The sequence below is a fragment of the Micromonospora sp. CB01531 genome, assembly GCF_001905095.1.
GTDB lineage: Bacteria > Actinomycetota > Actinomycetes > Mycobacteriales > Micromonosporaceae > Micromonospora.
This window is the reverse complement of sequence record NZ_LWLS01000066.1, coordinates 86,383-107,086: the sequence shown is the minus strand read 5'-3', so window position 1 is coordinate 107,086 and position 20,704 is coordinate 86,383. Positions and strand designations below refer to the sequence as shown.

Sequence of the window (20,704 nt, the reverse complement as noted above, 5' to 3'; positions counted from 1 at the left end):
ACCCCCGACGAATTAACGCCGAGCAGCACTAAGACCGACCACTGCACCGCGCGCCAGAGGCGAACTCGCCCCTCACCGCTACGCCGCACGCGTCCAGCCCCCTGGGTACAACCTCGTCAGTGGGCAGGAATTGCCAGGGCGAACAATCGGTCTGAGTCGAACCACTCGGTGATAACGGCGGCGCATACACCGCCGGCTTGGATTAGCACCGTCCGGCAAGGCAAGTTGATTGGTGTGCCTCCGAACTCGGCAGAGGGCGGGGCAGTGCAATCAACTGATTGAAGCGTTCGGAAGGTCTCCACACGATGTCGCACGAGTGACCTTCCAAGCGGCATCATGTCGAATAGGATCTCCTCGCGCATCTGGACCGGCAATGCAGTCAAATCTAGCAGCGATCGACCATACAGCCAGGCCCGGCCGCTCGTGGCTCCACATAGGCGAACGTAGCGCGCAAGTAGCGGACCCCCAGGTTCTTCAAGCGGCCACAAGGCGGACTCTGCGGAAGTTGCACGCGCCTGCTGTCGCACATCGGCGACCAGCTTCTCACCCGTCCAGGCTTCTATCAGCCCTGTAGTCGTGCCGTCGGCACTCAGGAACATGTTGACCAAGCGGTCCTGAAAGGCCGGCTGGCCACGGGCCACTGGGACCCCATCCGGGAGGAGCCTTGTCACATCGACTCCTCTCTTCTCATCGAGGCTAACCCCCGCGCCATCACGACGGCTCGCTGTGCTCGCCGGTCGAAAACGTAGAACTGCCCTCTGGGCCGGAAGCATGGACTTGCATAGGTACTCAACCATTCGCTGCGGAGAGCACTTGCTGAATGCAGGCTACCGGGTCCCGCCCGAGGATCGTTGCCACCGCTGACGGGCGGGGTGTCGTCGGGCATGCTGGGGCTCGGCTCCCAGTGGAGAGGCCCGCCGCTGGCGCGATAGGTTGCGGAATGCCTCGGCAGGGCACCCCGGGTTCGGCCGCCGCTGCGCGGGGTTTCGATCGGGATCCCGGCTACCCCAACTGGTCGCGGCGGCGCGTCAGGTAGGCGGTCTCGGCGGTGTTGCCGGCCAGGTCGATGGCTTTGTCGTAGGCCGCGCGTGACTCCTGGCTGTGACCCAGCCGGCGCAGCAGGTCGGCGCGGGTGGCGTGGTAGGCGTGGTAGCCGGCCAACCTGCGCTCAAGACGGTCGACGGCCGCCAGTGCCACCTGCGGGCCGTCGAGCTCGGCGACGGCGATGGCCCGGTTGAGGGCGATGATCGGGGAGGGGTCGAGGCGGACGAGCTGGTCGTAGAGGGCGAGGACCTGTGACCAGTCGGTGTCGCGCATGTCGCGGGCGGAGGTGTGCACGGCGTTGATCGCCGCGAGGATCTGGTAGCTGCCCGGAGCGACCCCGGCGGCGGCAGCGGCGAGGCGCTCGCGGACCAGCCGGTGGCCCTCGGCGATCAGCGTCGAGTCCCAGGCCCCGCGGTCCTGCTCGTCGAGGGCGACCAGTTCGCCGCTGGCCGAGACCCGGGCGGGGCGGCGGGCCTCGGTGAGCAGCATCAGCGCCAGCAGCCCGGCCACTTCTCCGTCGTCCGGCAGGAGCGCGCGGAGCAGGCGGGTGAGCCGGACCGCCTCGGCGGTCAGGTCGTGTCGTACGGGATCGGTGTCGGGGCCGCTGGCCAGGTAGCCCTCGTTGAACACGAGGTAGAGGACGGCGAGCACGCCGGAGACCCGGGCTGGGAGATCCTCGGCGGACGGCATCCGATAGGGGATGCGAGCCGCTTTGATCTTGGCCTTCGCGCGGGTGATCCGCTGCCCCATGGCACTTTCGGCCACCAGGAAGGCGCGGGCGATCTCGGGCACGGTCAGACCGCCGACCATGCGCAGCGTCAACGCCAGACGGGCTTCCATCGCCAGCGCCGGGTGACAGCAGGTGAAGATCAGCCGGAGCCGGTCGTCGTCGATGGCGCCGAGAGGCTCGGGTGGGGTGTTGTCGTACACCATCTGAGCCTCCTTCTGCTTGTCGTCGCGCTTGTTCTCGCGCCGGATCCGGTCGATGGCCTTGCGGTTGGCGGTGGTGGTCAGCCACGCGCCGGGATTGGGCGGTACGCCGTCGGCCGGCCACCGCTCGACGGCGGTCACGAACGCCTCGGCCGCCGCCTCCTCGGCGATGTCGAGGTCACCGAAGCGCCTGGTCAGGGCGGCCACCACCCGCGCCCACTCCTCGTGGTGGGCCCGGGTGACCGCCTCCTCGACGTCAATCACTGGAACGGCCGCACCTCGATCTTCCGATCGCAGACCTTCGACGCCTCGGTGGCGAGCTTGAGCGCCACATCCAGATCGGGGGCCTCCCACACCCAGACGCCGGCGAGGTACTCCTTCGACTCCACGAAAGGCCCGTCGCTGAACACCACCTGCTCGCCCCGGTTGTCGATGACCGTTGCCGCGTCGGTGTCCGCGAGTCCGCCCGCGAAAACCCAGTAGCCCTCGGCGATCAGTCGTTCGTTGAACGCGCTGATGGCAGGCTGCCTGTCCGTGCTGCCGGGATTGCTCTTGTCATCGATCACGGAAACCAGGTACTGCATCTGAAGATCATCTCCTCTGGGGTCAAGACAGCGTGGTTCGGTGGTCAGGGACTTCAGGCCGTTGCATACCGCGGGCGCCCGGCCGGCCGGTAGACCTGGATCGTCACGCCCTTCGAGTCGACCCGCGACTCGACCAGGTCGAGCGCAAGATCCGGACCGGCCTCCGGGAACAACCGCGCGCCTTGGCCGAGAACCACGGGAACGACAATCAGAGTCATCTCGTCGACCAGATCGTTCTCCAGCAGCCACCGGATCAGGGTGCCACTGCCGTGCACCTGCAGCTCACCCCCCGGCTTGGCCTTCAGGTCTGCGATGGCGGTCGCCAGGTCGTCGGACAGGACGGTGGTGCCCGACCACGCCGGGTCGGCGAGCATGGTCGATGCCACGTACTTGGGCCGTGTGTTCAACGCCCGCATGACGGGCTCCCAGCCAGGGACATCCTGTTCCGTCCCGGACCCCCACGAGCTGGCGAACAGCTCGTAGGTCCGCCGGCCGAGCAGGAACGCGTCGGCGCGCTGGTAGGTCTGGTTGATGAACGCGTGGGTCTCGTTGTCGCCCTTGCCCAGGGCCCATCCGCCGCGCTCGAATCCGTTCCTGCGGTCCTCATCCGACGCGCCGCCGTTTCCCTGCATCACTCCATCGATGGTGACCTGAGTCATGGTCGTCAGCTTCATGATCGCGGTTCCTTACCTTGGCGCCGCCCCTCGTGGGCGGCCTCACCCCTGCTACGAACACCACCGCCCCGATCCGACACCGCCTCCCGGATTTCTTCTCAGAACTTTCCGGGACGCCGGTCGTCAGCGATCCCGGCAGACGCTGCCACCCGCGGTGCTGGTGGTCGACCACTCCCACGTCGTGCAACTGGCCAACCGGGCCGTCACCGAGGTCCGCCACCGAACCACCCTCACCCAACGAGGACGCCGCGGCCGAGGCGCCGATCCCGAACGGCGACTCCGCAACCGGCTGACCCGCTCCCGCCGCCCGCATGCACGGCTGCCACGTGGATCGGCTGGTCGACACCGAGCTGGAACCCCACCCAGTAGGCAGCGGACTCTGTCTGCTGCGCCCTTCGGTTTGACATTGCTATAGCTAGCGGTTATCTATAGTCGATCTACCGGGGGTGTTGGGTGCAGGACGTGGTGCTGGCCATGCTGGCGAAGGAGCCGGCGTACGGGTACGACCTGCGCAGCCGTTTGCGTAGCGCGCTCGGCCCGCTCGGCGAGGCGATGAACGCCGGGCAGATCTACGTGACGCTGGCCCGGCTGGCCAAGGCGGGGCTGGTGACCTCGCAGCACGCCGAGGGTTTGCCGGACCGCCCCGACCGCCGGGTCTACGCGTTGACCCCGGCCGGGCAGCAGCGGGTCGCCGCCTGGCTGACCGAGGTGAGCTGGCCGAGGCCCGACCTCACCGAGTTTCACCTCAAGCTGGTGGCCGCCGCTGCCGCCCGGTTGGCCGATCCGGTGACTCTGGTCGACGCGCAGCGGCGTGAGGTGCTGCGTCGGCTGCGGGATGCCCAGCGGGCTGCGTTGGAGCGGTCGGTGGATCCGGTCGTCGGGTTGTTGTTGGAAGGGGTCGTGCTGCGGCTGCGGGCCGACCTGGAGTGGCTGGAGGCGTGCGAACGCATGTGGATCAACCGCGACCGGACCGGAGGGACGGCGAGCCCATGAGCGAGCGCACCGAGCGAAGCGAGGGCCGCGAGGTCATGCCCGGTGGCGCAGTATGACCGGATCGGCGCTGCTAAAGGCACGAGGTGTGAGCAGGCGGTACGGCTGGGGGAGCGCCCTGGTGCGCGCGGTCGACGAGATCGACCTGGAGGTGCCCGCGGGGCAGACTCTGGCAATCATGGGTCCCAGCGGCTGCGGCAAGTCGACCCTGCTGCACCTGCTCGGCGGGCTGCAACGCCCCACCGACGGCGAGATCTGGCTGGCCGAGCACCGGATCGACACCATGAGCGAGCGCGCCTTGGCCCGGCTGCGGCGGCATCACATCGGCTTCGTCTTCCAGTCGTTCCACCTCATGGACGAACTGACCGCCGTGGAGAACGTCGAGCTGGCCGCGTTGCTGGCCGGGCAGTCTCCCCGCCGGGCCCGGCAACGTGCCCTGCATCTGTTGGACCGGGTCGGGCTTGCCGACCGCGCCAGGCACCTGCCGTCGGCATTGTCCGGCGGCCAGCGGCAGCGGGTCGCGATCGCCCGCGCGTTGAGCAACGAGCCGCTGGTCGTGTTGGCCGACGAGCCCACCGGGAACCTGGACAGCGCCGCCACCCTGGAGGTGCTGCGGCTGTTCGAGGAGCTGCGGACGGCGGGGCAGACGCTGGTAGTGGTCACCCACGACGCGCGCATCGCCGCGGTCGCCGACCGGGTGATCTCCATGCGGGACGGGTCGTTCGCCGACGACAGCCGCCTCACCGGCACCACCACCTCCGGCACGGGCACGGTCTACGGCGGGTGGCGCTGAGATGGCCGGACGTCTGCTACTCGTGTGCCGGCTGATGGTGCGGGACCTGCGCCGGCGGCGCACCGAGACCGTACTGCTGCTGCTCGCCATCAGCGCCGCGACCGGCACGCTGACCCTCGGCCTCGCCCTGAACAATGCTCTCGCCCAGCCGTACGAGCGGACCCGGGCCGCCACCGCAGGCCCCGACGTGGTGGCGATGCCGGGAGCGACCGGCCCGGAGGCACTGGCCGCCCTCGCGCCGCTGGCCACCGCGCCCGGTGTCACCGCACACAGCGGGCCGTACCCGATGGCCTATCTGATGCTGACCGCAAGCGGCACGACCGTGCCCGCGGTCGTCCAGGGCCGGGACAACTCCCCAGCGGCGCTCGACCGGCCCGCGGTGACCGCCGGTACTTGGGTACACCCCGGCGGCATCGTCATCGAGCCCACCTTCGCCAACGCCCTCAGCGTGCACATCGGCGACACCGTCGACATCAACGGCCACCCCCTGCGGGTGGTCGGGACCGCGGTCACCGCCGCCAGAGCCGTCTACCCGCGCGCCGACTGGCGCATTGACGCGGGTAGCCCCCTGACCGAAAGCGCCGGCCTCGTCTGGGTCGACAGTAGCCAGATCGGCGCGCTGGCCGGCACACGACCGCTGTCATACACCCTGAACCTGAGATACGCGGACCCGCGGGCCAGCACCTCATTCACCCACAAGCGCGAAGGCGGGATCGAATACACCAGCTGGACAGGGATCGCCGACGCGGACGGCAAGCTCGTCAAACAGGCGCGCCTGGCCCTACTGGTCGGCAGCTGGCTGCTCACCGCCCTCGCGGTGGCCAGCGTCGCCAACATCGTCGCCGGCCGCGTCGTCGACCAACGCCGCCGGGTAGGACTACTCAAGGCCGTCGGCGCCGGACCAGCCATGATCGCCGCCGTCCACCTCGCCGAATACCTCGTCATCGGGCTCGCCGCCGCCGGCACCGGCCTGACCGCCGGCTGGCTCGCCGCACCGGCACTCACCAGCCCCGGCGCCGGACTCCTCGGCTCCACCGGCACCCACCCGCCCGCGCTACGCACCGTGCTCGCCGCCACCGTCCTCGCCCTCGCTATCGCCGCCGCGGCGACGCTGGCACCCGTGCTACGCGCCGTCACCACCGACACCGTCCACGCGCTTGCCGACGCCGCCACACCACCGCGCCGCCGCGGGTGGCGCGTCTGGCTGTCCCGCCGGATGCCCACCGCCCTGCTGATCGGGGTACGCATCAACGCCCGCCGCCCCCGCCGCGCCCGCCTCGTCATGGTGAACACCCTCATCACCACGACCGGGCTCGCCGCCTTGCTCATGGGCCTGGCGCAGGACCCGCGGGTCAAGCTCGGCGAATCCAAGCTGGCCAACCCCCAGAGCACGCGAACCCTCGAGGCCATGTTCCTCGTCATCGTGGTGCTGTGCGTCCTCGCGCTCATCAACGCCATCGTGAGCACCTGGACCGCGGTCCTCGACGCCCGCCACCCCCTGGCCGTCGCCCGCACACTCGGCGCCACACCCGCACAGGTAACCGCGGGCATGGCGGTAGCCCAGCTTCTTCCCGCGATACCCGGCGTCGCCCTCGGGGTCCCGGCCGGCATCGGGCTGTATCTGGTCGCCAGCCCAGGCGACCAGCAGTACGCACCCGCCTCCTGGATGTTCGCCGTGGCACTCGCGGTCCTGCTCGCCGTCGCCGCGCTCACCGCCATCCCCGCCCTGGCCGCCACCCGGCGCCCGGTCGCGGACGCCCTCCAATCCACGTCGACCTGACCGGCCGCCAACGGCCTACAGCCCGCATACGGCACCACGACGAGCGGAACCGCCGAGCAAGACAGCAATCGCAGCTGACGCATCAACCACACAAGAAGTTGCACGGATCTGGCCGACCGGGCGTCACGGCCAGTGACAGACGAGCGGCGACGCTCTTGCGGTCACGCCTAACAGTGCGTGGCGAGGTCGACGCCTAGCTCAAGAGCGGTCGCGGTCGGTAGCTGGCCGCGGGGCCGAGCGGGCACTCTGAACTGCCGGGTCGAGGATGTTCACGGCCAGCTGATCATAGTGTTGCGGGCGCAGCGCCGCGGTTGGGACGATCTTGCCGTGCTGAAGACTGATGAGTCGTACCGTGGCGGTGCCGAGAAGACCTGTGAGTGCTGCGGGCAACCCAGCCGCCGCACCTGGTGCATGGTGACTCGTGACGGCCTCCCGTACGGGGTGTTCTTCGCCGCGTGTTACAACCACGACGGCGTAGCCGAAAGCTGGATCGACGTGGTATTCGGTACGTGGGGTCAGGACACCGACTACGACGATCACCTCACTTTCGGCTGCCGCTTCGGCCCAGGCGCCGGCAGCGATCTGCCTGGGGCTACCGCGGTAGACGCAGCATCGGTGGCGCCGGATGACCCCCTCTATGGTCATAAGCTCACTCGAGCCGAGGCGTTGGCCCACCCAAAACTCAGCGAGTTCTGGGATGTGATCGACTTCGTCGTGGCGACCGACCCGCTGCTACACCAGCACCACTACGGGCATCGGGCACCTGCGAGCCAGTAGCGCCACCAACGGTAGATCGCTAACTGCCGGGATGGACAGGGCGCAACTGCTGATCGAACGCCCTATGCCGCCGCCTGTGCTTGCTGATTGATCGCGAGCGGTCACGGTCGTAGCTGGCTTTTGAGCGGGCATCCTGAACTGCCGAATAGCGGGCGTCGTCCAGGTGCGCTTGCCAGGAAGCTCATCACAAGCGTCTTCGTTCGGCGTGGTGGTCCGCTGTAGCAAGCTGCTGAAGACCCAACCGGAGCTGCCGGAACAGCTGTCCGGGCAGCGGGTAACGGTGTTCGTCGGGGTCGTTCAGCGGATGACGTCGTAGACCAGCTTCTGGATTCCGTTGGCGTATGACTCGCTGTCGATGAGTTGGAGGTTCTGCTTGTCCTTGTCGGTGTCGCTGAAAAGCCGCTTGCCCGCGCCGAGCAGGACTGGGAAGACCAGCAGGTGGTAGCGGTCGATCAGGCGGGCATCGGCCAGGTTGCGGTTGAGGGTGGCGCTGCCGTGGATGATGATCGGCCCGCCCTCGGTCTTTTTGAGTGCGGCGACGTCGTCCAGTGATCGGAGGATGCTGATTTCGCCCCAGTTGGACACCAGGTCCTTCTCCTGCAGCGTGGTCGACACGACGTACTTCGGCATCGCGTTGTAGCCGGGGAACTCCGCAGTCATGTCCGGCCACACTGGGGAGAACGCCTGGTAGCTGACCCGGCCCAGCAGCATGGCGGTGGCCTCGTCCTGCTCACGGCCTTTAATCTCGTATGCGGCCTCGTCGAACTCGATGTCTTGGAAGGTCCAGCCCGAGTTGCGGTAGCCCGGTTCCCCGCCGGGCGCCTCGATGACGCCGTCGAGCGAGACGAACGCGGTGGCGATCAGGGTGCGCATTGGTAGCTCCTTGATTGGTCTGAGGTGCATTGTTCGTTACGGGGCCGGCGCTGTCCCATCATTGCCGCTCCCGGCCTGTCCGGTGGGCCCCGGCCACGCCCTTAACGATTCGCGAACCGGCCACGCCGATCAAGCCATGATCGGACTACGATCGTTGACCCGGATTCAACAAGGAGCGGCGGGATGCTGAGCGACACGAGATCGAGACGTTTCTGACGCTCGCCGACGAGCTGCACTTCGGCCGTACCGCCGAACGCCTGCGCGTGACGACCGGCCGGATCAGCCACGTCATCAGGAAACCGGAGCGGCGGATCGGAGCTGGCGCGCTTGGTGCGGCCCGACTCCGTGCCGGGGTCGCCGGCCGCCATGGCCAACGAGCTGGGATTGCGCAACGTGTCCTTCGAGGTCAACGACTGGTGATGGTGCCGGGTCCGAGCCGGTCACAGATGTCCTGCAGCCCGTGCGGGTCCTGGCTTGCGGCGAAGCCGTTGGACAGCTCACGGAAGCTGATGCCTGCCTTGGCTGCTTGGCGTTTGGCCCACTCGTGCCCGTTGAACCAGATCTTTCCCGGGTAGGGGAAGTAGGCGCAGATCTTGATGAACGCCGGGCCGAAGTCGGTGTCCCACAGGTAGAAGTAGTAGCAGGTGACCCGCCGGTCGACGCGCTGGTAGGTGAACCACACGGCTCCGGTGTCGGTGGCGGACTTCGATCCGGTGAAAACGCGCTGGTACTCCTGCGCCACGCCGATCGCGACGACCTGGGACCGGCCGGTAGCCGCGGCTTGGCGCATCAACGGCATCACCTGGTCGATCTTGCGTTCCGGCCAGGGGCTGTCCGCCAGCACGCCCGGCCGGGTCTTCTCCTTCTTGCCGGTGAAGTTGATGACCGGGATGTCGTTGGCCCCGGCGAAGGACATCACCGCCCGGCGGAAGGTCTGCCCACGGCGTTCCAGCAGCGCAGGAGACGGCACCGGCATGCCCTCGTGCTGGTTAAGGAAGCTGACCACCTGCCCGCCCACCACCAGGTTCGGCACGGACAAGGTCAGATAGACCCGGTCCAGGCAGTCGATCTCCAGCAGCTTCTGCCCGTCGAGCACGTCGTTGACCGTGACCGCATTCGTTCTCGTCAGACGTGAGGCCATGACCATCCTCCGCAGCCGGGCACCCGCACCGGCTGCCAGCGAACTACCGGCCAGCAACCGGTTGGCGATGTGCCGGCCGATGCCCTGGCAGCCCTCGATCGCCCAGACCCGGTTCGGCCACTGCTTGGCGTACTTTGTCATCGCCGCGTAGCCGTCCCGGCCGGTGCCGAAGCGGCCCACACCGACGACGGTCTCCTCGCCGGCCATGACCTCGATCGTTGCGGAACGCTTGTGTGGGTCCATACCAATGACCACACGATCCGACATGACGCTCAACGAGTCCTCCGATGCTCGATCCACCTGGTTCATCGAGCCGGGAGGGCAACGCTACTTCGAGCCGAGCAAACCCCTCTTGAGCCTCTCCCCGCCCTTGGGGCGACGCCCGGGACTGCGCAGGCCAAATGAGAGCCACACGACCAGCGCGGGCAGCCGATGAGAGAGAGCGCGCCTTGCGGTCGCTATTGCAGCGGCCGCGGACGAAGTCCGCCCTGACGCGGCGGGCTTTCTCAATCTGCGCGGCGCGTGGGAGCCGGATCGTGTCAGGCAGGCTGCTCAACGAAGGTCGGGGATGCGTTCGCCACCCGTCACGGGGTTCCGGATTGGCGATGAGGCCGGCCACGCAACGTCGTCAATCGCGAGCCATGGTGCGACGGCCACGGCCGTGGGCGTAAGCCCGGTGAACGCCTTAACCTCGCGGTGGAGGTGGGACTGGTCGACGTAGCCGCTCTCGGTGGCAACGCTGGCGGCGGCGTGGCCCGCGGCGAGAAGGTGGGCGGCGTGGTCGAACCGCATCAGTTGGGCGGCGCGTTTGGGGGTGATGCCGAGCTGGGACCGGAAGCGGGACCACAGGCGCTTGCGGCTCCAGCCGACCTCGTCCGCCAGGCCGTCGACCCGCACCCGCCCCCGGCTGGTGAGCGTCCGCCGCCAGGTGTAGGCGACCTCCGGATCGACCGGTGGGCGGGCGCCCAGCCGTCGGCCGAGGATTTCCTGCGCGATCGTGAACCGTTCGTCCCATGACGCGGCGGCGCGCAGCCTGTCCTCGGCTCGTCCGGCGTCGCGGCCCCAGACGTCTTCGAGGGATACGACCGCACCGCTGAGTTCGGTCGATGCGCCGAGCACCGCTGCCGCCGCGACCGGTTCCAGCCGGATCTGGAGGCACTCGCCCCTCCGGCCAGTTGCCCGAAGATCGCCGGGGAGGAGCCCGACGACGACACTGCCGCGTTCCTGCCGGCCATGGGTGTCGTAGGCGGCGCCTTCTCCCTCGCTCAGGTCGACGAGCAGTGTGACGGATGGGTGCGCGACCATGGCGATGTCCACGAGTGCGGGGGCACGGTGGCGGAACCCGGCCATGCTGATCCCCGGCAGCCGACCTGACGGGCGCGGGACTGCGATCTCCACCGACGCCCAGTCGGGTGGTGTCCCGGTCGACAGCACGTGACCAGTCTATGCCTGAGGGATCACGGGCAAGGTGTCAGCGGCTGTTGCCGTGAAGCCCAGCAGCAGTTTGCTGGTCGTCTCGGGCGCTTCGAGCATGGGTATGTGCCCGACGCCGGGCAGCAGCTCGACCCGTGCGTTCGGCACCGCGTCGTACTGGTGCGCCGACGACGGCTCCCAGCGGCGGTCGGCAGCGCCGAAGATCACCAGCACGGGGACATCGAGGGCGGTGAGACGCTCGGGCACCCGCCGCTCGGCGATGTACGCGGTGTTACGGCGCAGCACCGTCCTCATCGCGCGGTACGTGGTGCCCCGTAGGTCGGCGACCAAGTCGTCCGGGACCTCCACCGGGCGGGCGCACGTCACGCTTATGCCCCTGCGGATCATCGCGTCCGAACGCGTCGACCAGAGCAGCGGGCCGAAAGGCGGGGCCAGCAGGACCCGAAGAAGGACCGGCTGCGGAAGGAGCGCATCGGCGCTCGGGCCGGTGCTGATCAACGCGAGCGACCTCACCAGGTCGGGGCGCTGTTCGGCGAGCGCGGTGGCGACGTAGCCGCCGCTGGAGTGCCCGACCGCTGTGACCGGACGAAGGCCGAGGTCGTCGAGCACCGCCGCCACCCGGCCCGCCTGCACGGGCACGTCGTATGACAGCGCGGATGGGGACTGGCCGCAGCCCGGAAGGTCGACCCGGATGACGTGATGGTGGGCGGCCAGTGCCGGGACCACCGGGCTCCAGGAAGCGCCCGAGGCCCCCGACCCGTGGATGAGTAACAGGGGCGGCGCCTGCCGCGGGCCGTCGTGGACCACATGCATCCCATGCGGGTGCTCAACGTCGTACTCACTCATGCAGGGGATGATGCATGGGCTGCCGACCGTCAGTCTTGGACAAATGTCGTCGTGGAGTGGGCTGGGGCCGACCCTGAGCTGAACGCAACCTGGTGCGAAGCGCTACGGCCCAGCTGCCCATCCACCCAAGCCACCGCCGTCCTCATCTAGCCGAGAAGAGTGCATGCCTCGGGTGTGCGGATCGTCCTGTCGGTCTGCGGTAATCCGTGCGACCTTGATGGTGAAGATGGGTCGCGCTGGGCGGTCCGAGGCGGCCCTGGCCTAGGTGTCCTGCGGACGCGGTTTGGTGGTGGCGCGGTGGTAGCGGCCAGCGAGCGTACGCACGAGTTCGACGAGTTCCGCGGGTTCCGTCACGGTGAAGTCGACGCCGAGCAGGCCGAGGTGGACGGCGAGCGCCTCGATGCTGTCCGCGCCGGTGTCCAGCAGACAGTGGGTGTCGTCGACCGGGGTGATGGTGCCGATGGCGGCGTTGATTTGCTCGATGAGCTGTTCGGCCGGCGCGTGCACGACGACCTGGGCTCGGTACCGCCAGGCGGCCGACGACACGCCCCGGCGTACCTGGTCGACGGCTTCCTCGGGGAGATCGCGGGGGATGAATCGGGGGCCCGTCGGGGTGCGTGGGTGGAGCCGGTCCACCCGGAACGTTCGCCAGTCAGCCCGCTCGACGTCGAACCCGACGAGATACCACCGGCGTCCCCAGTTGACCAGCCGGTACGGTTCCACCTCGCGCCGGCTCTCGGAGCCGTCGTGGCTTCGGTAGTCGAATCGCAGGCGCTCGTGGTCCCGGCAGGCGGCGGCGAGGGCGCTCAGCGTGTCGGCGTCTACCCGCGGGCCCAGGTCGTCCCGCGGCACCGCGACGGCGTACTGCTTGAGGGCGTCGACGCGACGCCGGAGGCGGGCTGGCAGCACCTGCTCCAGCTTGGCCAGTGCGCGCAGCGAGGTTTCCTCGACCCCGGTGATGGTGCCCCCGGCGGCGGTGCGGAGCCCGATCGCCACCGCGACCGCCTCCTCGTCGTCGAGCAACAGGGGCGGCAGTGCGGCGCCGGCGCCGAGTCGGTAGCCGCCTACCGCGCCTCGGGTGCCGTGCACCGGGTAGCCGAGGTTTCGCAGGCGTTCCACGTCGTTGCGGACGGTGCGGGTGCTGACCGCCAGCCGCTCGGCCAGTTCGGCGCCGGTCCACTCGCGTGGCGTCTGGAGTAGCGAGAGCAGGCGCAGCAGCCGCGCCGAGGTTTCCAACATTCTTCGGAGTCTGCCACTCGATTAGGAACGATCCTTGCCTAATTGTCTCTTACGTTGATGACCATGACGAACGACAGCACGATCGCCCCGTTCCGCATCGACATCCCCCAGGCCGACCTCGACGATCTCCAGCAGCGGCTGGCCCGGACCCGGTGGGCGGAGGAACTGCCCGCGGGCGAGTCGGCGCCGGCCGGCCCGGTGCCGCCCGGTTGGGAGTACGGCGTACCGGTGGGCTACGTCAAGCAGCTGGTCGAGCGGTGGCGCACCAGCTACGACTGGCGGGCCTGGGAGGCGAAGCTGAACGCGTACCCGCAGTTCACTACTGAGATCGACGGCCAGAACGTCCACTTCCTGCACGTGCGGTCGTCGGAGCCGGACGCGACGCCGCTGGTCGTGACCCACGGCTGGCCGACCTCGGTGGTCGAGTGGCTGGACGTGATCGGCCCGCTCACCGACCCGCGGGCCCACGGCGGCGACCCGGCGGACGCGTTCCACCTCGTCATTCCGTCGGTGCCGGGTTTCGGCTTCTCCGGGCCGACCTGGGAGCGCGGCTGGGACCGGTACCGGGTGGCCCGGGCCTGGGCCGAGCTGATGCGCCGGCTCGGGTACGACCGGTACGGCGCGGTCGGCAACGACGGCGGATCGCTGATCTCGCCCGAGGTGGGCCGGGTCGACCCTGAGCACGTCTGCGGCGTGCACGTGACGCAGGTCTTCTCGTTCCCGTCGGGTGACCCCGCCGAGCTGGCTGGTCTGTCCGAGGAGGAGCGCGGCAAGCTCGCGTTCGCCGAGTGGTTCACCCAGAACCGGGGCGCGTACGACAAGCTCCAGTCCACCGAGCCGCAGAATCTGGCGCACGCCCTGGCCGACTCCCCGGCCGGTCTGCTGGGCTGGCACGCGCAGCTGCTCGGCGCTTCGCTCGACCCGGATTACGTGCTCACCAACGTGATGATCTACTGGCTGACCAACACGGCCGCCTCAGCCGCCCGGTTCTACTACGAGGACGCGGCGGCGGCCCCCGTACAACAGAAGTCGAACGGCCGGGGCACGTCCGTGCCCGAGCCGACCACCGTGCCCCTCGGCCTGGCCAATTTCGCCTGGGACTTCCAGTCCATCCGGACGTTCGCCGACCGCGACCACAAGAACATCCTCTCCTGGAACGTCTACGACCGGGGCAGCCACTTCGCCGCCCACGACGCGCCCGATCTGCTCGTCGACGACATCCGGCAGTTCTTCCGCAAGGTTCGCTAATCCGCCGCCGATTGTCGGCGGACCCCATCAGATCCCCATGTTTTCGCACGAAGGGAAACCCTCATGTATCTCGTCATCGGTGCCACGGCTCACTTCGGACGTCAGGCGGTAGAGGAGCTGGTCGCCGCGGGTGCGCCGGTGCGGGCGCTGACCCGTACCCCGGAGCAGGCCGGGCTGCCGGCGGAGGTCGACGTCGTCCGGGGCGATCTGACCAAGCCCGAGACGCTGCCGGCGGCGCTGGCCGGCGTCGAGGCCGTCTTCCTGGTTCTGCAGTACGGGATGGATGTCGCTCCGCTGCTGGCGGCCGCGGGCCGGGCCGGGGTGCGGCGGCTGGTGTTCCTGTCCTCGGGGGCGGTCGTCCCGGGCGCCGAGCGGCAGCCCGACGTGATCGCCCAGTACCACCGCGATGTCGAGCGGGCCATCGAGGCGTCCGGGATCGAGTGGACGTTCCTGCGGCTGCTGTTCCCCGCCATCAACTCGTTGACGTTCGCGATGCAGCTCCAAGGCGGTGACGTCATTCGCTCGCCGTACGCCGAAGCGGCCTTCAGCGCCGTGCACGAGAGGGACGTCGCCGAGGTGGCCGCGCGGATCCTGATCGGCGGCGGGCACGCGGGGCGGGCCTACGATTTGACCGGCACCGAGTCGCTGACCCAGGCACAACAGGTCCGCATCCTCGGCGAGACGCTGGGGCGCCCGCTCACCGTCGAGGACCTCGACCCGGAGCCCGTGCTGCAGCAGATGAGCCAGTTCATGGACCCCGAGTTCCTGGCGGCGCTGTTCGCTCTCATGGCGGACGCGGTCGGCAAGCCCGCACCGGTCAACGACGTCATCGAGCAGATCACTGGGCACCCCGCCCGCACCTACGCAGAGTGGGCCGCGGATCACCGGGCCGACTTCGGCGGCTGATCAACGAGGCAGGGGCGGCATCCGCCGCCCCTGCCATCTGGACGGAAAGGACGCCACGGTGGCACAGGTGCTGGGACGACGGGAGTTGGGGCGCGCCCTGCTGGCCCGTCAGATGCTGCTGGAACGGGCCGACGCGACCGCCGAGGAGGCGGTCACCCGGCTGGTCGGCATGCAGGCGCAGGCGCCGTACGCGCCCTACTTCGGACTCTGGAGCAGACTGCGGAAGTTCGCCACCGCCGACCTGGCCGACGCGCTAACCGAGCGCCGCCTGGTGCGGGTCGCGCTGATGCGCAGCACCGTCCACCTGGTCACCACGGCGGACTACCGCTCGTTGCGGCCATGGGCGCAGCCCGCGCTCGACCGTGAGCTGGACACCGCATTCAAGACGACCCTCACCGGTCTGGACCGTGCGACCGTGGCGGAGTCCGGCCGGGCGCTGCTCGGCACCCGACACCTCACCCCCAAGGAGCTCGGGGCGGCGCTGCACCAGCGGTGGCCCGATCGCGAGCCCCGCGCGCTCGCCACCGTAGTGCGGAACCTGGTGCCGGTGGTGCAGGTGCCGCCACGCGCCATCTGGGGCGTCGGCGGCACCACCCGGTACGCGACGGCGGCCGGCTGGACCGGAGCCGAGCCCGCCCCCGCCGCCGACTCCGAACACATCGTGCTGCGCTACCTCGCCGCGTTCGGCCCGGCCTCGGTCACCGACGTGCAGACGTGGGCCGGACGAACCCGGCTGCGTCTCGTCCTGGAGAGGCTGCGGCCGCGGCTGGCGGTCTTCCGTGACGAGCACGGGGTGGAGCTGTTCGACCTGCCTGATGCGCCACGCCCCGACGCCGACGCCTGCGCTCCGGTTCGCTTCTTGCCCGAATACGACAACCTCCTGGCCTCCCACACCGACCGCACCCGCGTGATCTCGGAGGAGGCCCGCAAACGGGTCATGACGCGCAACGGGATGCGCGCCACCTTCCTGGTGGACGGGCAGGTGACGGGCGCCTGGAAGCTCCATCCGGGCAAGGCGTCAGCGACTTTGGAGATCGACCCGTTCCGGCCCCTGACCGCCACCGAGCGCGCCGAGATCGAGACCGAAGGCGCCCGACTGCTGGAGTTCGCCGCGCCCGGCGCCGCCCACGACCTCCGCGACGGCACGGCCCCGTCCGTCGGCTCCGAGGACAAGGTGACCGGCGAGGAAACCGATCAGCACTGATCAAGCCGTGCTCATGCGCGCCTTCCACCGACGCCCGCTCATAGCCGAGCGGGTGTGCGCCGCCGGCACCTTCCTCACCGTCCGTACGTCCGTCGCAGTCTCCCGCTGGTACGTATGGACACACGCCCCGCCGACGCGCCGACGTCTCGGGTCGCCAAAGGTCACTGCTCCCGTGCAAGTCCAAGCGGACCGCACCGCTCCTGCCCCTGAACGCGCCGGCCAGCCAAGATCACGTGCGCACATCTGCCGCAGACATCGCACGCTGGCTCTTGACGCTCGTCACCGTGCGCGAGCGTGAGGCTCGGCCAGCGGCAGGCGACCGACGCACCATGGTGGCGCCGAAATTGACAACATCGAGGCCGACAAGATCTCGCCGGCGCTCGAACTCAGCAACATCTGGCGCCCGTGAGTGACGGACAAACCACCGGTGGCGGCGTAGGTGACGAAATCTGCTTCACCACGCAACTTCCGCCTACTCACGGGCGCCGTTTCGCGGCGGCCCATGCTCGGGTACAGCAGGCACATGAGTACCAGCCAGCCTGTCGCGGCCAATCAGCGGCCGGCACCCCACATGCCCAGCGATGTCACGCCCCAGCTGTCGTTCTTCGACAAATTCGCCACCCATGCTGCGCAGTTTGTCTCACGGGCCTGGTTCTTCGCCGCCTGTCTGCTGCTGGTGCTGATCTGGGCGCCGTCGATCCTGGTGATTCAGAACATCGACACCTGGCAGCTCATCATCAACACCGCGACCACCATCGTCACCTTCCTGCTGGTGGCACTCCTGCAGAACACCCAGACCCGCAACGACCAGTCGACCCAGGACAAGCTCAACGCCTTGGCCGAGGCGGTCGCAGAGCTGATGACCCATACCGCCGACATCCACGATCGCCGGGGACTGCACGACGCGGTAACCGAGCTACGCGACGCGGTCGGGCTGGAGGATCGCGAGAGCTCCTGAACCCGTCGGCCGAAACGGCTACATGCGCGTCCGGCCGGTATCGGATTGCGGGAGACTGCCCTCAATGAGGAGATAACTGAGCACCTCGGCTTTGAGAAGCATGACCCTGCCGGTGCTGGGGCAGGAAACATCCGCAACGGGACCAGGCCGAAGACGGTGCTTACCGACGCGACGAACCATGTCGAGATCGCCGTGCCGCGTGATCGGGCGGGCACGTTAGAGCCGCAGATCGTCAAGAAGCGGCAACGGCGGCTGACCGGCGTCGACGAGATCGCATGCTCATCATCGGTGACCGACACCTACGCCGAACACTCGGCGAATACGCCCGTCACTGCGCCCGTGAGCTCGGCGTCACCGCCACGCTGAACTGGTCGGCCGCCGAACTCGACCTGCCCGCCCTGGGCAACTCTGGACTACGAAAGGCCACGGCATCAAGACCCCGATCAAGCAGCCCGCCGACGGCAGCCGCCTCGCTGTCGACAATCGGGCCTACAACTGCCTGCTGCGCGGCCTGCGCTGGTAGGGGCGAACGCGGCCTTGCAATCCTCATCAGCGGAAACCCGGTGACCGTGAGTGGACACCGCACTAGATCAGCAGCTCGCCGTCCCGGACCACCAGCCGCCCGCCGGCGATCACGGCCTGGCGCCGGGGAGCCCTCATCAAGGCGTCCGGCAGGTTCTCGGCGTCGAGCAGGACGATGTCGGCTCGCGCGCCGGGGACCAGATCGTGCCCGGCACGTTGCACGAACGGGGCGCCGTCGGTCGTGGCGAGCTTGATCGCGTAGGCGAGGTCATCGTCGGTGCGGAGGCCGTGCAGCCGGGCGAACCCCAGGGCGATGCGGAGCATGTCGCCGTCGCCGTACGGTGACCACAGGTCGCGGATGCCGTCGGTGCCCAGCCCGATCGGGATGCCGTGGTCCCGCATGGCTCGCCACGGCAACGGCGCCGAGCGCACCGGCGCGACCGTGGCCCAGGAGATGCCTGCGTTGGCGAACTGGACCAGTAGCTCGGCCTGACGCTGCGCCGGGAGTTCGCCGAGGGCGAATCCGTGCGAGATCGTGACCTTTCCCTGCAGGCCCGCCCGGACAGTGCGGTCGATGATCAGTTCGTACTGGAAGGCGCCAAGCTCGCCGCCGTCGTGCAGGTGGATGTCGATACCGACGCCGCGGCGCTCGGCGATCTCGAACAGCCCGTCGAGCTGAGCTACCGGGTCCCGGTCGATGGACGCCGGATCGATACCACCGATGCTCGTGGCGCCGGCCGTGGCTGCCTGGTCCAGCAGCTCTAGGACGCCGGGCCGGCGCATCACGCCGTCCTGCGGGAATGCCACGATCTCCACCTCGACCGCCCCGTCCAGCGCGGCGGCCGCCTCGTGAACCGTCTCGATACCGCGCAGCCCGACGCCGAGGTCGATGTCGACATGTGTACGGGTGGCTGTCGTACCGTGGCGGAGGAACTCCCGCAGGACCGCGATCGTGCTCGCGGCACTCGGGATGCCGTGCTTGTCCCGCTCGGCACGCTCGTGCGCGATCCGTCCCTGCGTCGTGGCCTCGCCGTCGTAGGAGACCCACGGTTGGCCCCACCAACTCTTGTCCACGTGCGCGTGCGCATTGACGAACCCGGGCAGTGCCAACAGGCCGCACCCATCGACGCGCTCGCCGGCACCATCCGCGGTGCCGGTAGGTACCACATCGGCGATCAGCCCGTCGGCGATCGCCACATCGACCGGGTCGGCGCCCCATGGGCGCACGTTAGTCAAGATCAGAGACGTCATACTCTGATGGTATACCAGAGTGCAGTAGTGGATACGTACAGGAACCCGACGACCCACGCGCCCTCACGGAGCAGGTCCGCCAGCATCTGCGCCGGCGCGTCGACCTTGCCCGCGAGGCACTGGGCGCCGGTGACGAGCCATTTCGATTCGCTACTCGTCGACGTCGACGGGCGTAGCCCGGCGCCGTCGCACCGCACCCCAACAACACCGGTCTCGGTCGCCGGCCCGGATCCGGAGCTGGCTGACCAAGTCTGTGCACTGCGCGCTCGTCTGCGCGGCATCAGCGACCGCGCCCGAGCCGCCGCACCCGACTCCTGTTGAGCCGGGTCATCGCGTGGGTCAGGTTCTCGTCGCCGCGTCGGAATGACCCTGCCGGTGGGCCATCGCCGTACGCCGCCCAGCCGCGAGGTGCTCGGCCACCAGACGCTCGACGCGGGCGACATCGCGGTCGGCGATCGCCGCATACAACCCCTCGTGCTGCTCTGCGACCGCCATCAGGTCACCGTGCTGCCCAAGCAGCCATCGCATCCGGCTGCGCAAGGGGCGCTCGAGCTCGACGAGCAGCTCGTTCGCCGCCAACAACGTCACTACCTCATGAAAGTCCGCAGCCGCACGACGGGCCCGGACCGCATCCCCCGCACGCGCTGCCATCAGCTCGTCATCCAGCACGCCGCGAAGCCGCTTCAGGCCGTCACGGGTTCGCCGCTGCGTGGCCAACCGGAACGTCAACGACTCGAAGGCTGCGCGGACCTCGTTCAGGTCCGCGATGTCGGACGCGGTGAACTCCCGAACCACGGCCCAGGATCGTGGTCGCGGTGTCACCAACCCTTCGGTCACCAGCGCCCGCAGCGCCTCACGCACCGGCACCCGGCTCACGCCCAGCTCGTCTGCCAGCTCTCGCTCCACCAGCCGGTCTCCCGGAACGCGAACCCCATCCAGGATCTCCTCACGCAGTCGCCGCGTGACGCGCTCCGACTCCGGCTCGAAGCCCCCCGCCTCTGCCATATGGTCACTGCCCGCTGAAGAGTTACGAATTTTGGCATACCACCGTAGCATGAAGTGGACTCGACGCAACCGCGGAGGACCTTCCCATGCCCTGACCTCGTCGCCGGAAAGAAGGCACTTGGCGTCCGGAAGATCGCGATGCACACTAGCGTCGCCTTGCTCGGCGAGCTCACCCGCCTCCTCGGCGCCTGCACCGGCACAACGGCATCCGATGGCGCCGACACGGCACAGTCGCGGACGTCCAACGGGGAGAACTGGCCCATCACCAGTCAGCCGCCGACCAACACCGACGCCACGGCCCGACTGACGAGGGCCGCCGCCGGCAGTGGCCTGGACGGCGTCAAGCAGGCCATGGCCGACAACGCCGACCTGGAGAGCCGCGACCAGGATGGACGCACACCGCTGGTCGCCGCCACCAAGGCCGACCGGTAGAGATCGCCCGTGCCCTGCTCGACGCCGGAGCCGGCCCTGACGTCGCGCTCGCGGACCTGGCGGCAAGCGTCCC

At 69.1% G+C, this 20,704-nt stretch carries 20 protein-coding genes and 3 pseudogenes; 12 read left to right on the top strand and 11 right to left on the bottom strand.

What is annotated here, in order from left to right; genetic code table 11:
- Positions 1-116 precede the first annotated feature (116 nt).
- The 4 genes from A6A27_RS47490 to A6A27_RS16755 form a co-directional block, all read right to left on the bottom strand.
- Entirely contained in the window at positions 117-599 is a 483-nt protein-coding gene (locus tag A6A27_RS47490) for a chorismate pyruvate-lyase family protein (RefSeq protein ID WP_158073990.1), read from the bottom strand.
- Positions 600-1,002: 403 nt separating this feature from the next.
- Positions 1,003-2,238: an RNA polymerase sigma factor gene (locus A6A27_RS16765; RefSeq protein ID WP_073835535.1), complete on the bottom strand. Its 1,236-nt coding sequence runs from the start codon at positions 2,236-2,238 to the stop codon at positions 1,003-1,005.
- On the bottom strand, positions 2,235-2,558 hold the full coding sequence (locus A6A27_RS16760) for a YciI family protein (protein WP_073835534.1): 324 nt from the start codon (positions 2,556-2,558) through the stop codon (positions 2,235-2,237). The genes A6A27_RS16765 and A6A27_RS16760 overlap by 4 nt, the downstream gene beginning before the upstream one ends.
- 53 nt (positions 2,559-2,611) lie before the next feature.
- On the bottom strand, positions 2,612-3,232 hold the full coding sequence (locus A6A27_RS16755) for a dihydrofolate reductase family protein (RefSeq protein WP_073835533.1): 621 nt from the start codon (positions 3,230-3,232) through the stop codon (positions 2,612-2,614).
- A gap of 133 nt (positions 3,233-3,365) precedes the next feature.
- Here A6A27_RS16755 and A6A27_RS47485 point away from each other — a divergent pair.
- From A6A27_RS47485 to A6A27_RS16730, 5 genes and pseudogenes are all read left to right on the top strand, one after another.
- Positions 3,366-3,621, top strand: a pseudogene (locus tag A6A27_RS47485) (transposase); the annotation flags it as partial.
- A 64-nt stretch (positions 3,622-3,685) separates the two neighbouring features.
- Positions 3,686-4,225 carry a PadR family transcriptional regulator gene (locus A6A27_RS16745; protein ID WP_073835532.1) on the top strand — a complete coding sequence of 180 codons (540 nt, stop codon included), beginning with the start codon at positions 3,686-3,688 and terminating at the stop codon, positions 4,223-4,225.
- Positions 4,226-4,310: 85 nt separating this feature from the next.
- On the top strand, positions 4,311-5,015 hold the full coding sequence (locus A6A27_RS16740; protein WP_338013291.1) for an ABC transporter ATP-binding protein: 705 nt from the start codon (positions 4,311-4,313) through the stop codon (positions 5,013-5,015).
- Between the two features lies 1 nt (position 5,016).
- Entirely contained in the window at positions 5,017-6,795 is a 1,779-nt protein-coding gene (locus tag A6A27_RS16735) for an ABC transporter permease (RefSeq protein WP_073835530.1), read from the top strand.
- Between the two features lie 327 nt (positions 6,796-7,122).
- A complete protein-coding gene (locus tag A6A27_RS16730) occupies positions 7,123-7,572 on the top strand; it encodes a hypothetical protein (RefSeq protein ID WP_143194028.1) in 450 nt (149 codons plus the stop codon).
- A 297-nt stretch (positions 7,573-7,869) separates the two neighbouring features.
- Here A6A27_RS16730 and A6A27_RS16725 read toward each other — a convergent pair whose 3' ends face one another.
- Entirely contained in the window at positions 7,870-8,445 is a 576-nt protein-coding gene (locus tag A6A27_RS16725; protein WP_073835528.1) for a dihydrofolate reductase family protein, read from the bottom strand.
- 200 nt (positions 8,446-8,645) lie between these two features.
- Here A6A27_RS16725 and A6A27_RS45940 point away from each other — a divergent pair.
- Positions 8,646-8,765: pseudogene (locus A6A27_RS45940) on the top strand (helix-turn-helix domain-containing protein); the annotation flags it as partial.
- A gap of 86 nt (positions 8,766-8,851) precedes the next feature.
- Here the strand turns inward: A6A27_RS45940 and A6A27_RS45935 are convergent.
- The 4 genes from A6A27_RS45935 to A6A27_RS16700 form a co-directional block, all read right to left on the bottom strand.
- On the bottom strand, positions 8,852-9,793 hold the full coding sequence (locus tag A6A27_RS45935; RefSeq protein WP_073835527.1) for a hypothetical protein: 942 nt from the start codon (positions 9,791-9,793) through the stop codon (positions 8,852-8,854).
- A gap of 345 nt (positions 9,794-10,138) precedes the next feature.
- On the bottom strand, positions 10,139-11,020 hold the full coding sequence (locus A6A27_RS16710; RefSeq protein WP_338013290.1) for a helix-turn-helix domain-containing protein: 882 nt from the start codon (positions 11,018-11,020) through the stop codon (positions 10,139-10,141).
- A 9-nt stretch (positions 11,021-11,029) separates the two neighbouring features.
- Positions 11,030-11,866 (bottom strand): alpha/beta fold hydrolase, encoded by an 837-nt coding sequence (locus A6A27_RS16705; RefSeq protein WP_241825292.1) that lies wholly within the window; start codon positions 11,864-11,866, stop codon positions 11,030-11,032.
- 261 nt (positions 11,867-12,127) lie between these two features.
- Positions 12,128-13,105, bottom strand: coding sequence for a helix-turn-helix transcriptional regulator (locus A6A27_RS16700; RefSeq protein ID WP_073835526.1), 978 nt, complete (start codon positions 13,103-13,105; stop codon positions 12,128-12,130).
- Between the two features lie 63 nt (positions 13,106-13,168).
- On the opposite strand from A6A27_RS16700, the gene A6A27_RS16695 reads away from it, so the two are divergent.
- From A6A27_RS16695 to A6A27_RS16675, 5 genes and pseudogenes are all read left to right on the top strand, one after another.
- Positions 13,169-14,353 (top strand): epoxide hydrolase family protein, encoded by a 1,185-nt coding sequence (locus A6A27_RS16695; protein ID WP_073835553.1) that lies wholly within the window; start codon positions 13,169-13,171, stop codon positions 14,351-14,353.
- A gap of 63 nt (positions 14,354-14,416) precedes the next feature.
- Complete coding sequence (locus tag A6A27_RS16690; RefSeq protein WP_073835525.1) at positions 14,417-15,259, top strand: NAD(P)H-binding protein; 843 nt, start codon at positions 14,417-14,419, stop codon at positions 15,257-15,259.
- A 58-nt stretch (positions 15,260-15,317) separates the two neighbouring features.
- Complete coding sequence (locus tag A6A27_RS16685; protein ID WP_198940330.1) at positions 15,318-16,463, top strand: winged helix DNA-binding domain-containing protein; 1,146 nt, start codon at positions 15,318-15,320, stop codon at positions 16,461-16,463.
- Between the two features lie 523 nt (positions 16,464-16,986).
- The gene (locus tag A6A27_RS16680) at positions 16,987-17,421 is read left to right on the top strand and encodes a low affinity iron permease family protein (protein ID WP_241825291.1); all 435 of its coding nucleotides are present in this window, start codon (positions 16,987-16,989) and stop codon (positions 17,419-17,421) included.
- 51 nt (positions 17,422-17,472) lie between these two features.
- Positions 17,473-17,703 (top strand): annotated as a pseudogene (locus tag A6A27_RS16675) (transposase); the annotation flags it as partial.
- A gap of 303 nt (positions 17,704-18,006) precedes the next feature.
- Here A6A27_RS16675 and A6A27_RS16665 read toward each other — a convergent pair.
- Complete coding sequence (locus tag A6A27_RS16665) at positions 18,007-19,194, bottom strand: amidohydrolase (protein WP_073835522.1); 1,188 nt, start codon at positions 19,192-19,194, stop codon at positions 18,007-18,009.
- Between the two features lie 339 nt (positions 19,195-19,533).
- A complete protein-coding gene (locus A6A27_RS16655; RefSeq protein WP_241825290.1) occupies positions 19,534-20,343 on the bottom strand; it encodes a GntR family transcriptional regulator in 810 nt (269 codons plus the stop codon).
- Here A6A27_RS16655 and A6A27_RS16650 point away from each other — a divergent pair.
- Positions 20,338-20,631 (top strand): hypothetical protein, encoded by a 294-nt coding sequence (locus A6A27_RS16650; RefSeq protein ID WP_073835519.1) that lies wholly within the window; start codon positions 20,338-20,340, stop codon positions 20,629-20,631. The genes A6A27_RS16655 and A6A27_RS16650 overlap by 6 nt on opposite strands.
- The last annotated feature ends 73 nt before the right edge of the window (positions 20,632-20,704 follow it).

Coding starts and splice junctions, on each gene's coding strand:
- A6A27_RS47490 (WP_158073990.1), bottom strand. CDS start 599: ATGTTCCTGAGTGCCGACGGCACGACTACAGGGCTGATAGAAGCCTGG.
- A6A27_RS16760 (WP_073835534.1), bottom strand. CDS start 2,558: ATGCAGTACCTGGTTTCCGTGATCGATGACAAGAGCAATCCCGGCAGC.
- A6A27_RS16755 (WP_073835533.1), bottom strand. CDS start 3,232: ATGAAGCTGACGACCATGACTCAGGTCACCATCGATGGAGTGATGCAG.
- A6A27_RS16735 (WP_073835530.1), top strand. CDS start 5,017: ATGGCCGGACGTCTGCTACTCGTGTGCCGGCTGATGGTGCGGGACCTG.
- A6A27_RS16725 (WP_073835528.1), bottom strand. CDS start 8,445: ATGCGCACCCTGATCGCCACCGCGTTCGTCTCGCTCGACGGCGTCATC.
- A6A27_RS45935 (WP_073835527.1), bottom strand. CDS start 9,793: ATGGCCGGCGAGGAGACCGTCGTCGGTGTGGGCCGCTTCGGCACCGGC.
- A6A27_RS16705 (WP_241825292.1), bottom strand. CDS start 11,866: ATGAGTGAGTACGACGTTGAGCACCCGCATGGGATGCATGTGGTCCAC.
- A6A27_RS16700 (WP_073835526.1), bottom strand. CDS start 13,105: ATGTTGGAAACCTCGGCGCGGCTGCTGCGCCTGCTCTCGCTACTCCAG.
- A6A27_RS16695 (WP_073835553.1), top strand. CDS start 13,169: ATGACGAACGACAGCACGATCGCCCCGTTCCGCATCGACATCCCCCAG.
- A6A27_RS16690 (WP_073835525.1), top strand. CDS start 14,417: ATGTATCTCGTCATCGGTGCCACGGCTCACTTCGGACGTCAGGCGGTA.
- A6A27_RS16680 (WP_241825291.1), top strand. CDS start 16,987: ATGAGTACCAGCCAGCCTGTCGCGGCCAATCAGCGGCCGGCACCCCAC.
- A6A27_RS16665 (WP_073835522.1), bottom strand. CDS start 19,194: ATGACGTCTCTGATCTTGACTAACGTGCGCCCATGGGGCGCCGACCCG.
- A6A27_RS16650 (WP_073835519.1), top strand. CDS start 20,338: ATGCACACTAGCGTCGCCTTGCTCGGCGAGCTCACCCGCCTCCTCGGC.